Genomic DNA, 13985 nt, shown 5'->3' with positions numbered 1-13985 from the left:
ATACATAAATATGGATTCAAATAAATACGATCTAATTGTTGTCGGAGGTGGTATTCTAGGCACATTTCATGCTTATCATGCATTATTAAAAGGATTACGTGTTTTGCAATTAGAGAAGGATAATTATCCCGTCAGTTCAACAGTGCGAAATTTTGGACAAGTTGTACCTTCTGGAATGGCTGGACGATGGTTTGATTATGGTGTTAGAGGCTTGGAAATCTACAAATCCATACAAAATGAAATGGATATCTCTGTCCGTAATAATGGCAGTATGTACATTGCTTCCGATCCGGATGAAGTTCAGCTGTTACATGAATTAAGTGCACATTACCAACTTGTTGATTATGACCATGAACTATGGTCCAAAGAACAAGTATTGCAAGCTTATCCAATGATGCATGCCTCTTATGTCAAAGAGGCCATTATTTTTAAACAGGAAGTAAGCGTAGAACCAGATTTAATGATCCATCGTTTACATCACTATATGCAAAGTAAGTTTGATCAATATACTTTAAAATATAATAAGACAGTGATAGCTTGTGAAGATAAAGCCGATACTGTCAACGTGACGAGTAGTGACCATGAAGTATTCTACACAGATAAGGTTATTATATGTAACGGGTATGAATTTAAAATTCTATACCGATCACTCTTTGAAAATAGTGGTTTGACGATTAGTAAATTGCAAATGATGCGTACCAAACCGCTGAAATCGATGCATTTGCCTGGTAACATTTTAACAGGACTTACGATACGCCGCTATGAGAGTTTTGAAGCCTATTGTCCTTCTTTCCACCAAGTAGTCGTGCCTGAGCATTATCATGAATTACGTAAGCAAGGTATTCACATTTTATTTAAACAAGCAGTGGATGGCAGCATTATCATTGGCGATTCACATGAATATGCTAGCGGAAGTCAATTAGATGAACTCGGTTTTTCTATTCACGCTACTATTAACGATTTGATGCTGAATGAGGCAAATCGTATTCTTCCTGTTGATCATACGATGATTGCAAGTTCTTGGGCTGGATTTTATGCACAGCATGACGATGAAATATTAGAATTGGATATCAGTGATCGTATACATGTACGTACAGGCATCGGGGGAAAGGGTATGACAGCAAGTGCTGGTTACGCTGAAGCTAGTATAGCTAAGATATTTGGATAAGGATACCCGATGTTAAATAGATCGAAAAGTCAGCAGATTCTTAAGACCATCTCATTGATGCATTTTTAGGATACACATGGTATTAAAAGATATCCTGTTATGAAAACTGCAAAATTACAACCTTGGTACAAATGTAGTAGGTGAAGAGAATAATTTGACCTGATGTGTTTGGTGGTACAAAAAAAATCTTGCATCTTTAATAGCGTTCAGACTATAATTATTTGAACGCCATTATTATAAAACCATTTTATGAAAAACCTAAAAAATCAAAAGCTGCTAGTCTTGTTGTCCTTTATTTTGTGTACCTCTTGTTCTAAAAAAATAGATAAGGCAGTCGAAAGTGATCAAAACCTTTCAGGAACCTATCGTTTAATTGAAAGTAAAACCATCAAAGGAGGGGATACTATTATTGCTTTTTCAGATACATTAAAAACAGAGATGTTTAAAATGTTCAATGAAAATCATTTTTCTTTCTTTAATCATGACAAAGAGAAGGGCAAAGGAAAAGATCCTTTATTTGTTTCTGGAGGTGGAACTTATACATTAAATGGTAACAAATATCAAGAACGACTTCAATACTGCAGTTTGCGAGATTGGGAAAATAATATCTTTGATTTCGAATTGATTCAAAAAGGAGACACCCTCATTCAAAAGGGACAAGAAAATCTTCCAGAATTAGGAGTAAAGCAGATTATTATTGAAACTTATATCAAATTCAAATAAGGTAATATTTGAATTTGATATAAGTTTCATGATAAAAGAACAGAGGCTATTTTAATAGAGTCAGTTTTGGATCGCAGCAGATGCTATTTTCTTTTTTCCATTCGAACTAAATATTGGTCATGCTCATCTTCAAATAAAATTTGAACAACCCAGTTCAATTCATGAGCAATGTTAATGAGCATTTTTTGGTCCAGATATAACCACTTAAATTTCTCTCCAAAATTGCCTTGATATTGATATTGGTAATTAATTTCTCCAAAATAATGTTCTGGACGCTTTATTTTATACTCTTCATAAAGATAATCAATATTTGAAGTATCAAAAATAAGTTGACCTCTTGAAGTCAATAATGATTCAGCATGAAGTAATAATTTTTTAAATCCGTCAATATCTCCAGCCAGTCCAATCCCATTCATCAAGAATAGCAGTGTGTCATATTGTTCACCTTTAAATTGATAAAAGTCGTTATGATGAATTTTTTGAACACCCCGTTGCTGCATGATTTGACATGCAATATTCGATATTTCTAAAGCCTCAACATCAAAGTTTTTGTCTTGTAAATATAAGGTGTGACAACCGGCACCAGCACCAACATCCAAAACACGACCGTCACATAGAGAAAGTGCGATAAATTCTAATTCAGGGATTTCTTCTTGGTCACGAAAAAATATATCTACCGGCATTTCTTCAATATCTCCATAACTACTATGTAAAAGTAGAGGAGCTATCTCTTTTTGGTGGAGGTAATAATCATTTAAGGCTTCGCCGTATATATCTCTAGTCATGTATCATTAATATTTGTTTTGCCAATTTGATCGTAGCGGGGTCTCCTGTGTTTTTTTTAGGTTCATCAGATAGTTTTATGACCTGAGTCCATTCATCATCCTCGGGCTGAGTTTCAGTCATCTTAATCACGATGTTCATTTGTTTTAATCCCACATCGTTAGTTAAATTTGTTCCAACTCCAAATGAATGCCCAATCTTTCCTTTGCAATATTGTGTAATATGAGCGACTTTTTCATAATCTAATCCGTCGGAAAAAATAATGGTTTTTGATAAAGGATCGATTCCCTTATTGACATAATGAGAAATGATTTTCTCGGCAAATTCTATTGGATCTCCACTATCATGTCTTACCCCATCAAATAGTTTCGTAAGTTTCTTGTCAAATTGTCTAAAGAATACTTCTGTTGTATAGGTATCGGATAATGCAATTCCTAAATCACCTCGATACACATCAGCCCAATGCTCTAAGCCTAGTAAATTTGCCATTTTGAATCCATATTTAGCAGCATGAAACATAAACCATTCATGCGCATGCGTGCCGATTGGTTTAGTTTGATATTGCATAGCAAGGTGTACGTTACTTGTTCCGATGAAGGTACCGGCGCCATATTTTTTTAAAGTTTCCACAACAAGTTTATGTACATGATACGAATGTCGTCTTCTTGTACCAAAATCTGCAATCGTGATGGCCAACTTTTTATATTTCTCAATTTTATTTCTAGCATCAGTGATTACCTGTTCATCTGATAAGCGCTCCTGTTCCGTGACTTCATAGTAAAGCTCACATATTAAAGACATAACAGGAACTTCCCATAGGATGGTACGATACCAGTATCCCTCAATTTTAACTTCTAAATCATCACCATTCTGGATAATAGTGATCTCTTCAGGATCATACCGATAGCCTTGTAAAAAGTCAAAATAAGTTGGATCGATGTAGGGACAGTTTTGCGCAAAAAATGTTTTTTCAGCTTTGGTCAATTTTAATTTTGCCATTGCGTCAATTGCTTCTCTTAATTTTTGATCAAATCCTGGAGGATATTTATGCTGTCCACGATTTATAAATTGATATCGAGCCTTTGCTTTGGGAAAGAGCTTGACAACAGCATATTGCATCGTGAACTTGTAAAAATCGTTATCTAGTATAGATGTAAGTTGAGCCATTCGCCTCGTTTTATTAAATAAATAATGATGTAAATTTACTAATTAACATCAATTTAAGGTAATTGTTCGAAAAATGAAACTTTTGCGTCATGGTATATGGGGAATAAAAAAGAGGTTTGATAATCCAATACCAAACCTCTTTTAAACGAATCTTGTTTTTGTTTATCTGGTGCGCGAACCACTATTTGTGCTACGTGTTGTGCCTGATTGTGATGAACTTCTTTCCACATTGCTGGTTGAAGCTCTACTCGAAGAACCTCTTTCTGCCGAGTTAGATTGCACTCTCGCTGGACGTTCAGTATTATTTGACGGAGCAGTTCTACTACTTCTAGTTTCACTTCCAGAAGTGTTTTGTACCCGAGCTGGACGTTCAGTAGTATTCGATGGAGCAGTTCTGCTACTTCTAGTTTCACTTCCAGAAGTGTTTTGCACTCTCGCTGGACGTTCAGTATTATTTGACGGAGCAGTTCTACTACTTCTAGTTTCACTTCCAGAAGTGTTTTGTACCCGAGCTGGACGTTCAGTAGTATTCGATGGAGCAGTTCTGCTACTTCTATTTTCACTTCCAGAAGTATTTTGTACCCTAGCAGGACGTTCCGTTCTCGATTGTTCTACAGAAGGAGGATTACTTGAAGATCGTTCAGTACGAACTGAAGTATTATTGTTTTCAGTTGACGGTACTCTTTCTCTCGTATTTCCTGTAGTAGTTGTATTCGTTCTTGTCCGACTATTACTGTTATTTCCATTATTATTTACACGACTGTCTACATTTTGTGTTCTATCCACAGTATTGCTATTATTTCTAGAACGCTCAGTTGTTTTATTCCCTGTGTTTGAGTCTGTGCTTGATCTTACGGTCGCATTTCCACTATTGTCAATATACAATTCGCGGTTACCTCTTGTACTGGTCATGTTATCTCTCGTGGAGATCACTCGATCATTTCTATTTTGTAAGGTCGTATTGTTGCTTCTTGTACGAGATGAAGCTTCAGCAACTCGGCTTGGTCTTGCATCTGTTCTAGAGTTACGATCCACATTTGGGCGGTACATATCAACGCTACTTCTAGTCACACGTGATGCTCCTGGTCTTCCTGCATCGTTGATACTTCTTACATGGACACGTCTACCTGTAATTCTTTCAATATCCGATCTTCTTGGACCACCATAATAGTTTCTATTGTTAATAATAACCGTGTTGTGGATAATTGTCGTATTATTATAAAAATTATTATAATTTCTAGGATGTACATAGTAACGATCTAATCTATTACTATAAATGTTAGATGATCCAACAAATACCCATAAATTCATAGGTAGGTTGATCGAGATATTTATTCCCAAAGGTGCCCAGCCATAATAACCAGATCCCTCTCTCCAATTTACCCATGCAGGTCCCCATTCATAATCTGGAATCCATGCCCAACCATAATTGTTATTGTATTCCCATCTTCCATAGTGGAATGGTGCCCAACCCCAAGAATAGTTCGATACCCAGGTATTGCCATATTCAGTCATAGTCCAATATCCGTTAGTAGAATAAGGTTGAAAATTAGGACCTACATCAGGAATCCATATATAGCCGTAAGTACGATCGTTTACCCAATCACCATAGGGGGCTAATTCATCATAAAATGTTTGAAAAGATACACCACTATTATAATTTGAGTATCCACGTTGCGCTATGGATGACTTTGGAATCGCAAAAAATAGTATAGTAAATACTGCTATAGCGATTAGTTTTATATGTTTAACTTTATTCATGACAATTCAATTTTATAAATTGTGAAATTATAGAATCTTTGTAGGTATGACAGGTTGAATTAGCAAATGGTTTAATCCATGGTATGTTTTTTGATGAAGGCAAAACTTTATGAAGATTATTTTGTTGTTTTCTAGGATTATAAGAAAGCTTAGTCTCAAAGTAAGTGATTATGGGATGATAATAATTACCTATTTTTTGTACCTTTATCCCTTCATTCGTGTTATAGAATTATTATACACAGGAAATATTTATTTTAATGTTAAATAAACTTCGATCATTTTTTACTGAATTTGCAAATATTCATCGTTTCTTACTTCGATTTTGGCGCGAACTTGTTACACCACCATATGAATTTAAGGAAATAATACGGCAATGTTTTGAGATAGGCTGGAAATCCTTGCCCTTGATTAGTGTAACGGGCTTTATTGTCGGGTTTGTTTTCACAAAACAGTCACGTCCTTCATTGGAAGAGTTCGGAGCTACCTCTTGGTTGCCTTCTTTGATTTCTATTGCGATCGTACGTGCTTTAGCACCTTTAGTGACAGCATTAATTGCTTCAGGTAAAATCGGTTCGCAGGTAGGAGCAGAGTTGAGCTCTATGAATGTGACCGAACAGATTGATGCCATGGAGGTATCGGGGACCAATCCATTTAAATTCTTAATCGTTAGTCGCATCATCGCGACAACAATCAGTATCCCTATTTTAACTTTTTATGTTGCAGGAATTGGACTGCTAGGTGGATACCTGAGTTTGGCATCCAAAGATGATTTAAGCTTTTTAAGTTTCTTTACGCAAGTATTTGAAACCATTGGCTATCAAGATTTATGGGCGATGGTGTTTAGAGCTGTCGTATTTGGTTTTACAATTGGAGCAGTAAGTTGTTATTGTGGATATTATTCCTCAAAAGGGACAGAGGGTGTGGGTAAAGCAGCTAATGCTGCGGTTGTTGCCTCTATGTTCTTAGTTTTTATTGAAGAGATTATTATTGTACAAATTTTAGCGATAATAAATTAGGTATGGAAAAAGCTAAAACACATATTGATTATCAGGATGCTGTTATTACCCTACGTGGGGTCAGTAAATCATTTGGTGAAAATCATGTTTTGAAAAATGTAGATCTAGATTTATACCGTGGAGAAAACTTAGTCGTATTGGGACGATCAGGTACAGGTAAATCAGTCCTGATTAAGCTTATTGCGGGTTTATTGAAGCCAGATAACGGAACAATAAATGTTTTAGGGATTTCGGTCAACGATTTAAGAGATCATGATCTGATGAAACTACGTTTAAAAATTGGATTTTCATTTCAGAACAGTGCTTTGTACGACAGTATGACTGTTCGGGAAAACTTGGAATTTCCATTGATACGTAATAAAAGAAATCTGACAAGAACAGAAATTAATAAAGAAGTAGAAGATGTATTGGAGGGTGTAGGGTTATCACAAGCGATTAATCAAATGCCTTCAGAATTATCAGGAGGTCAACGAAAAAGAATTGGTATCGCGCGTACATTGATCTTACGTCCAGATATTATGATGTACGATGAGCCTACTGCGGGATTAGATCCGATCACTTGTTTAGATATCAATAGTCTAATCAATGAAGTCCAGCTGCGTTATAAAACCTCATCCATTATTATTACACATGATTTAGCTTGCGCGCGATCAGTGGGTGATCGCATTGTAATGCTATTAGATGGGAAATTTGAGAGACAGGGATCTTTTAAAGAAATATTTGAAACAAATGATGCGCGAGTTAAAGCGTTTTATGATTATAATTTTATTGTTTAATTAAATGAGCAAAGCAGAAAATAAGAGAGCAGTGATAGTTGGACTATTTGTTTTTATAGGGTTAGCTATTCTGATTGCGGGTATATTTATACTGGGTAGCCAGCAAAAGAAATTTACAAAAACCTTTGAAATTACGACATCTTTTCCTGATGTCGCTGGTTTGAAAGTAGGAAGTAATGTTTGGTTTTCAGGTGTTAAAGTTGGTATTATAAAAAATATTCATTTCAAGAATCTACAAGATGTCGAAGTTGTGATGACGATCGAAGAAAAATCTGCTGAATATATCCGTAAAGATGCCATTACCAAATTGGGATCTGACGGTCTTATTGGTAATAAGATTATTGTGATATCGGGTGGTTCTCAAAATGCACCTTCAATCGAAGCGAACGACTTTCTTCGTTCGGCAAAAGCTGCTGATATGGAGGCAATGATGGAAACTTTGCAGTTAAATAATCAGAATCTGGCAAAAATTACTACAGATTTCGTAGAGATTTCACGCGGGTTGGTGGAAGGTCGAGGAGTGGTTGGCTCTTTATTGACCGATACCGCTTTAGTATCATCTTTACAGCAATCCTTACGTTCGATCAGTCAAGTGATGGCGAGCGCAAATACAGCGACTTCAAATCTTGTTTTATTGACTGATAAATTAAATTCTAAAAAAGGTTTAGTACACGATTTGGCAACGGATACCGCAGTATTCGCAAGTTTAAGATCATCGGCAGCGCAGTTACAGGGTGTATCTCAAACGGCTAATGCTTTGATGACAAACTTAAATGCCGCATCAAATAAATTAAATAATAAAGATAATGCTATCGGTACATTGATCAACGACCCTACAGTTGGCAATGAACTCAGAGAGGTCGTACGGAATTTAAATACAAGTACAGCTAAATTAGACCAGAATATGGAAGCTTTGCAAAGTAACTTCTTGCTAAGAGGTTTCTTTAAAAAGAAAGAAAAAGAAACAAAAAAGGCTAATCAGCAAGCACTGAAAGATTCGATACAATAGAATATTATATTTTTAACAAAAAGTAAAGGACAATTTTCATGTAAAATTGTCCTTTACTTTTTTTCGGTATTCCGATTAGCTGTATCTTTGTTTTAATAATCAGCAAATCACTTAGTCTATAAATTCTGATTATAGAAGGATTTTATTTTATTTAAATGCATTATATTACAGATAAAGATGTTATATATGAGGATAATCACCTCATTGCCATCAATAAAAGAGCAGGGGATATTGTTCAAGTAGATGATACAGGTGATAAGTCTTTAGAAGAGATGGTAAAGGAATATTTAAAACATAAATACCATAAACCTAATGAGGCTTTTCTAGGCGTTATCCATCGTTTGGATAGACCTGTTAGTGGATTAATTGTTTTTGCCAAGACAAGTAAATCACTAGAGCGTATGAATAAATTGTTTAAAGATCGACAGGTAAAGAAAACATATCTTGCTGTGGTCAGACAAAGGCCAGTGGAACCCGCTGGAAAATTGATTAATTGGCTTGTTCGGAATCGAGAAAAAATGGTAACTAAAGCGTTCAACAAAGAAGTGAAAGAAAGTAGTTATGCCGAATTAGATTATTCCTTGATCGGCGAGTTGAATGGGTTTCACCTGTTGAAAGTAGAGCCATTGACTGGACGCACCCACCAGATTCGAGTACAATTGTCCACTATGGGCTGTCCCATCGTTGGAGATAATAAATATGGTTATCCTAGAGGTAGCTCAAAAGGAAGTATATGTTTACATTCCAGGTCGCTGACTTTTATGCATCCAATCAAAAAAGAAATGATGACATTAAAAGCTCCATTACAAGCTGATGGCTTTTGGGAGAAATTTTCAAAGTTTAAAGACTAGATCTCATCGATATTTTAAGTATCTTTGTAATATGAAAATGTTTAAGTATTTGCTAGTTACATTGTTTTTGATTTGTACAATTACTGTAGCACCTCTTAGTTCAGTACAGGCTCAATGCGCTATGTGCTCTTTAAATGCCGAAAACTCGACCCAAAATGGCAATACACAAGGAAAGGGCTTAAATGATGGCATTTTATTTTTACTTGCGATACCTTATTTAGCAGCAGCTGGATTAGGGTTATTATGGTATAAAAAATTTCGCACCTCAAAACTGAATAAATCGCAAGAAAAAATTCTCTAAACTAAATCTATATGCCAACATCTAAAATTCATGCATTGATCCATTCAAAATGTCCAAGATGTCATGTCGGAAATATGTTTGAGGGATCTGTTTATGGTTTCAGTAAACAGAAGACAAAAGAGGTATGTTCCGTTTGTAATTTGACGTTTGAAATAGAGCCAGGTTATTTTTATGCAGCTATGTATGTGAGCTATGCCATGTCAGTAGCAGAAGTCGTCACTTTTGCACTCGCAACTGCTGTGCTTACTGGTAGTGAATCCCCTTGGACTTATATGTTAGTGCTTTTCGCAACGATCATTATCTTTGCGCCCTTCAACTTCCGTTATTCAAGGTTAGTTTTGTTGCATTTTATGACTCCAAAAATTAGTTATGATCCAAAGTGGGAGCTGATCGAAGAAAATATAAAAAAGGAGCGATAGTTATTATCGCTCCTTTTTTATAGATATTTCATCGTACTATCAAAAATGAAAGCTTTATCTTGATACTTAGATAAGATTACATTTTGTAAATGGATTAAATGATCTTGCTGAAATCGAGCAATATCTTCCTCTGAAGGCACCTGAATCTGTAAACAATACGTAATTCCTTCATGCGGAGAATGAAGCATTTCTAAAAAATGCGGATTGAAACTCGTGTTTGCTAGCAGATTTTCTTTAATCCAAGAAACTATTTCCTGATGTACTGATTCTTCTGATATAATGGATATGTTATATAAATACATAAAGACAAAAATATAAACTTTAATTGCCTTATTGAAATATATATTATTTATATTGAAATGCAATAAAATCAAGATGTTCTTGTAAAAATAAGGTTGCACATGATTTGTTATTGGTATTTAATTTTAATCTTTGATTAAGTTGACGAATGAGATTGTTTATGCGCGCACACATTATATTATCTATAGTAATTATCACACTTCTGGGTATGGGCTGTTCTGAAAATAGAACAGAGCGAATACCTATTGAAAGTTTTTTCTCAACTCCTGAAAAAACTTCTTTTAAAATCTCTCCTGATGGTAATTTTATAGCATATATAGGTTTAGATAATCATTGCAAAAATATATTTTTATTAAATTTAAACAATCGAGATAGTTCAAAACAACTCACCTATCAAAACGATATGAATGTCAATAGTTTTGTGTGGGGGGACAATGAAGAAATTATTTTCTCCATAGAGCAGGCTACTAATGATAGTTTAAGATTGTATGCGGTCAACATTCTTACTGATGCGCTTCAACCTTTAATAAAACCTATGAAAGCAAAATTTCGTTGGGTGCAACCTTCAAGATTATACGATAAAGGCATTATTGTAGCGATCAACAATCGTGATTCTTCTACTTTTGATCTTCATAAATTATATATTGATGGACGCAAATCTGAGGTGATCTTACAAAATCCAGGAAACATCAATGCTTGGTACATCTCCAATGATGGTCAAGTAAGACTGGTCATGGCCAATGACAGTGTAGAAGAGTCCTTGATGTATCGCGCAGATAATCTTCAACCTTTCCATCAAGTCCTAAAAAATGATTTTGGATCGACTATTATACCCATGGGGTTTGTGAAAAATTCAACCACAAATATTTATGCGCTCTCCAATATCGGCAGAGATAAGCTCTCCTTGATAGAGTATGATTTGGTTGGAAAAAGAGAAGTACATGAAATATTTAGCAATAAGGAAGTTGACTTAGATTGGGGGGACTATTCCCATTACACGAATGAGATGAACTATGCATCTTATACCGTGTCAAAAAGAAACGATATTTTTTCAATGAAAAAGTTGCGCAAATTTTTAAAAAGATATCTGAAAAAACCAAAGGTTCAGAATTTGATGTTATTGATGTCGATGCCCAATTTGATAAAATTATAATCCGAACCTATACGGATACCAATCCAGGAGCGATTTATTACTTCGACTGTCAGGATAATGATCTTCATAAGCTTACTGACAATAATCCCAATTTGAAAGATCGTGATTTATCCCAGACAGAATTTATAAAGTATCAAGCACGAGATGGTAAGATCATTACCGGATTTATTACCTATCCATTGCATGAAGATCGAAAAAATCTTCCAATGGTCGTTCTTCCTCATGACGGACCCAATCAACGAGAAGTTTGGGGTTTTGATCATGAAGCACAATTTTTAGCTAATCGAGGGTATGTCGTTTTTCAAATGAATTATCGAGGTTCAATAGGTTTTGGAAAAGAATTTTGGTCAGCTGGATTTAAAGAATGGGGAGGTAAGATCCAAGATGATATAACCGACGGAGTGAAATGGTTGATCCGCGAAGGAATCGCCGATAAAGATAGAATTGCTATCGTTGGGAAAGGTTTTGGTGGATATTCTGCATTACATGCAGCCTGCTTTAACTCCGATATGTATGCCTGTGCAGTATCGTACTCCGGCTTTACAAACCTATTTACTTATTTTAGAGATATTCCCCCATATGTAAAACCTTACTTACAAAAGTATTATCAAATCATTGGTAATCCTGTAAGGGAATCCGGTATGTTTAAGCAAATATCTCCTGTATTTCACTCCAATCGCGTGAAGATACCCGTGTTGTTGGCACAAGGAGGAAAAGATAGATTTAGTTCAGTAACAGATGCGAATCAATTTGTACAAAAATTAAAAAATAATAATATCCCGGTTCAATATCTTTTAAAAGAAGAAGAGGGTCGGACCTTTAAGAAGGAAGAAAATATTATTCAATATTATCAAGAATTTGAAAAGTTTTTGGATAAATACATCGGTAAATAGTGGGTGATGAGAGAAACAAGTTATAATTATCGTAAGAATTTTGGGTTACTTTTTGTTTTTTTCGCCTTTGTTACCTTACTCTATTTTGTTGTTGTTTTTGCCGCTCGTAATTATACGATTAATCATGTTGATAATGAATTTACCAATCGCAAATCAGAAGTCTTTGATTTGACATTAGTACCTTTCAATGATTTTTTTCAAAATCGTGTTCCTGAAGTTTCTTTTTATCAGGGATATCTCGATTCTCTGGAAGCCGGTAAATATGCTTATAGCGTCTTAAGCTCCTATCCCTTTGTCAAAGAAATAGCATTCTATGATATGCTATTTAGTAATGATGTCAATGCTTTGGCAGGTTTTTCGATCAATGGATTAAATATTAGACCCAAAACCTTATCCATATTTACCATAAACAATCGAGGCTTAAATAAAAGATATATTACCAAGCGCGAAGAGATGGGGCCATTCAATGATGAGTTGAATAGTATGGGAATCAAAATAGCCAGTTATATTGACAAATTACAGTCTAGCTCCAAGTTGACAGATCGCGATATCCTTCGAGTTTTTTATGCTACTCAACCTGGAAGAATTACCTATCTTAATATTCCACGAATCAATGATTTGTTGGTATATAAAGATATTATGGATACAAAATTAGATCATATTGTAAATTATGAACAGGATATGTTTGTTTTCAATGTGGATCCCACCTTACTAGAGGTCAAAAATATCTATCCAAATTTATATGAACGCATTGAAGTAGTTCCTATTGTGAGAGCGCCAATTACTTCAGATATTAAAGAGTATGTGACCGAAATGCCTTTACCAGGCGCTTTGGCAGATTACAAATTATTATTCCATTCGGGTGAGTCCTTTATTTCAAAAGAAGTAAACCGAAGTTTTTTTCCTATTGTACTAGGTATCTCACTTGTTTATTTAATCCTGCTTGTTATTTTATACTTAATTTATCGAAATTTAGAAATTAATGGAAGGTTATTCAAGCTACAATACGATTTTATTAATAATTTGACACATGAATTCAAAACACCAGTCAGTGTCATTAAGATCGCAGGTAATAACATTAAAAGTGCACAATATTTATCCGATGAGGAGCGTATTATGTATGGTAACATATTAGATCAGGAATCTGATCGATTGAATAATTTGATGAATAAGTTGTTGTCTTTTAGTCAAATTGAAAATAAGACGATTAAGTTTAAAAAAGAAGAAATTGATTTAAATTCTTTTGTTGATAATATTGTCGCTTCTACACAGTTAAAACATGCTGATTTCAAAATTTCAAAGGAAATTAATGTCAAATCAAGTTTGCTAGCAGACCCCGTTTTATTGACCAGTGTGTTTCAAAATTTGATCGATAATGCTTATAAATATTCTGATCAAAAGAGGAAAATATTAGATATTAAAATACAACAAAATAAAAAGAATTTTGTTATTATCTTTAGGGACGAAGGAATCGGCATAAATAAAAGTGAGTTTTCAAATATATTTAAGAAATTCTATCGCATAAAGAGTCAGTACAATCAACAAGGAAGTATTGGTTTAGGTTTAGCCTTTTGTAAAGAGATAACAGAATTTATGGGAGGAGAAATTTCTGTAAAAAGTGAAGTAGGTAAAGGAACTACCTTTACACTCATTTTTTCAGTTTAA

15 protein-coding genes are annotated in these 13985 nt (G+C 34.7%); 11 read left to right on the top strand and 4 right to left on the bottom strand.

The features are described from left to right. Positions 1-10 precede the first annotated feature (10 nt). Together MUB18_RS00380 and MUB18_RS00375 are read left to right on the top strand one after the other, a co-directional pair. Positions 11-1168: a TIGR03364 family FAD-dependent oxidoreductase gene (locus tag MUB18_RS00380; protein WP_248754660.1), complete on the top strand. Its 1158-nt coding sequence runs from the start codon at positions 11-13 to the stop codon at positions 1166-1168. A gap of 249 nt (positions 1169-1417) precedes the next feature. Next, positions 1418-1891: a hypothetical protein gene (locus tag MUB18_RS00375; RefSeq protein WP_248754659.1), complete on the top strand. Its 474-nt coding sequence runs from the start codon at positions 1418-1420 to the stop codon at positions 1889-1891. Positions 1892-1974: 83 nt separating this feature from the next. Here the strand turns inward: MUB18_RS00375 and MUB18_RS00370 are convergent, their stop codons facing one another. The 3 genes from MUB18_RS00370 to MUB18_RS00360 form a co-directional block, all read right to left on the bottom strand. Beyond that, positions 1975-2676, bottom strand: a complete 702-nt coding sequence (locus tag MUB18_RS00370) for a class I SAM-dependent methyltransferase (protein WP_248754658.1) — start codon at positions 2674-2676, stop codon at positions 1975-1977. Continuing rightward, a complete protein-coding gene (gene pncB, locus MUB18_RS00365) occupies positions 2669-3841 on the bottom strand; it encodes a nicotinate phosphoribosyltransferase (RefSeq protein ID WP_248754657.1) in 1173 nt (390 codons plus the stop codon). The genes MUB18_RS00370 and pncB overlap by 8 nt, the downstream gene beginning before the upstream one ends. 162 nt (positions 3842-4003) lie before the next feature. Further along, the gene (locus tag MUB18_RS00360) at positions 4004-5602 is read right to left on the bottom strand and encodes a DUF6600 domain-containing protein (RefSeq protein ID WP_248754656.1); all 1599 of its coding nucleotides are present in this window, start codon (positions 5600-5602) and stop codon (positions 4004-4006) included. 257 nt (positions 5603-5859) lie between these two features. On the opposite strand from MUB18_RS00360, the gene MUB18_RS00355 reads away from it, so the two are divergent. From MUB18_RS00355 to MUB18_RS00330, 6 genes are all read left to right on the top strand, one after another. Further along, positions 5860-6618 (top strand): MlaE family ABC transporter permease, encoded by a 759-nt coding sequence (locus MUB18_RS00355; protein WP_045753671.1) that lies wholly within the window; start codon positions 5860-5862, stop codon positions 6616-6618. A gap of 2 nt (positions 6619-6620) precedes the next feature. Continuing rightward, a complete protein-coding gene (locus MUB18_RS00350) occupies positions 6621-7394 on the top strand; it encodes an ABC transporter ATP-binding protein (RefSeq protein WP_045753670.1) in 774 nt (257 codons plus the stop codon). A gap of 4 nt (positions 7395-7398) precedes the next feature. Next, on the top strand, positions 7399-8403 hold the full coding sequence (locus MUB18_RS00345; protein WP_108160724.1) for an MlaD family protein: 1005 nt from the start codon (positions 7399-7401) through the stop codon (positions 8401-8403). 155 nt (positions 8404-8558) lie between these two features. Beyond that, complete coding sequence (locus MUB18_RS00340) at positions 8559-9254, top strand: RluA family pseudouridine synthase (protein WP_248754655.1); 696 nt, start codon at positions 8559-8561, stop codon at positions 9252-9254. A gap of 31 nt (positions 9255-9285) precedes the next feature. Further along, positions 9286-9555 (top strand): hypothetical protein, encoded by a 270-nt coding sequence (locus MUB18_RS00335; protein ID WP_411028109.1) that lies wholly within the window; start codon positions 9286-9288, stop codon positions 9553-9555. An 11-nt stretch (positions 9556-9566) separates the two neighbouring features. Next, on the top strand, positions 9567-9974 hold the full coding sequence (locus tag MUB18_RS00330; RefSeq protein WP_248754654.1) for a DUF983 domain-containing protein: 408 nt from the start codon (positions 9567-9569) through the stop codon (positions 9972-9974). 17 nt (positions 9975-9991) lie between these two features. Here the strand turns inward: MUB18_RS00330 and MUB18_RS00325 are convergent, their stop codons facing one another. Next, positions 9992-10276, bottom strand: a complete 285-nt coding sequence (locus MUB18_RS00325) for a DUF4286 family protein (RefSeq protein ID WP_248754653.1) — start codon at positions 10274-10276, stop codon at positions 9992-9994. Positions 10277-10434: 158 nt separating this feature from the next. Between MUB18_RS00325 and MUB18_RS00320 the strand changes: the two genes are divergently transcribed. From MUB18_RS00320 to MUB18_RS00310, 3 genes are all read left to right on the top strand, one after another. Beyond that, entirely contained in the window at positions 10435-11427 is a 993-nt protein-coding gene (locus MUB18_RS00320) for a hypothetical protein (RefSeq protein WP_248754652.1), read from the top strand. A gap of 92 nt (positions 11428-11519) precedes the next feature. Next, on the top strand, positions 11520-12320 hold the full coding sequence (locus MUB18_RS00315) for an alpha/beta hydrolase family protein (RefSeq protein WP_248754651.1): 801 nt from the start codon (positions 11520-11522) through the stop codon (positions 12318-12320). 6 nt (positions 12321-12326) lie between these two features. Continuing rightward, on the top strand, positions 12327-13985 hold the full coding sequence (locus tag MUB18_RS00310) for a sensor histidine kinase (RefSeq protein ID WP_045753664.1): 1659 nt from the start codon (positions 12327-12329) through the stop codon (positions 13983-13985).

Origin of the sequence: Sphingobacterium sp. PCS056 (assembly GCF_023273895.1) — a bacterium.
GTDB lineage: Bacteria > Bacteroidota > Bacteroidia > Sphingobacteriales > Sphingobacteriaceae > Sphingobacterium.
Note: the sequence above shows the minus strand (reverse complement) of the source record. Positions and strands in the feature narration are given on the sequence as shown.

Bases quoted from the DNA above. Each gene is read 5' to 3' on its own strand.
- MUB18_RS00360 (WP_248754656.1), bottom strand. From the start codon at position 5,602: ATGAATAAAGTTAAACATATAAAACTAATCGCTATAGCAGTATTTACT.
- MUB18_RS00345 (WP_108160724.1), top strand. From the start codon at position 7,399: ATGAGCAAAGCAGAAAATAAGAGAGCAGTGATAGTTGGACTATTTGTT.
- MUB18_RS00370 (WP_248754658.1), bottom strand. From the start codon at position 2,676: ATGACTAGAGATATATACGGCGAAGCCTTAAATGATTATTACCTCCAC.
- MUB18_RS00325 (WP_248754653.1), bottom strand. From the start codon at position 10,276: ATGTATTTATATAACATATCCATTATATCAGAAGAATCAGTACATCAG.
- MUB18_RS00330 (WP_248754654.1), top strand. From the start codon at position 9,567: ATGCCAACATCTAAAATTCATGCATTGATCCATTCAAAATGTCCAAGA.
- MUB18_RS00355 (WP_045753671.1), top strand. From the start codon at position 5,860: ATGTTAAATAAACTTCGATCATTTTTTACTGAATTTGCAAATATTCAT.
- MUB18_RS00350 (WP_045753670.1), top strand. From the start codon at position 6,621: ATGGAAAAAGCTAAAACACATATTGATTATCAGGATGCTGTTATTACC.
- MUB18_RS00375 (WP_248754659.1), top strand. From the start codon at position 1,418: ATGAAAAACCTAAAAAATCAAAAGCTGCTAGTCTTGTTGTCCTTTATT.
- MUB18_RS00320 (WP_248754652.1), top strand. From the start codon at position 10,435: ATGCGCGCACACATTATATTATCTATAGTAATTATCACACTTCTGGGT.
- MUB18_RS00340 (WP_248754655.1), top strand. From the start codon at position 8,559: ATGCATTATATTACAGATAAAGATGTTATATATGAGGATAATCACCTC.
- MUB18_RS00335 (WP_411028109.1), top strand. From the start codon at position 9,286: ATGAAAATGTTTAAGTATTTGCTAGTTACATTGTTTTTGATTTGTACA.
- MUB18_RS00310 (WP_045753664.1), top strand. From the start codon at position 12,327: ATGAGAGAAACAAGTTATAATTATCGTAAGAATTTTGGGTTACTTTTT.
- MUB18_RS00380 (WP_248754660.1), top strand. From the start codon at position 11: ATGGATTCAAATAAATACGATCTAATTGTTGTCGGAGGTGGTATTCTA.
- pncB (WP_248754657.1), bottom strand. From the start codon at position 3,841: ATGGCTCAACTTACATCTATACTAGATAACGATTTTTACAAGTTCACG.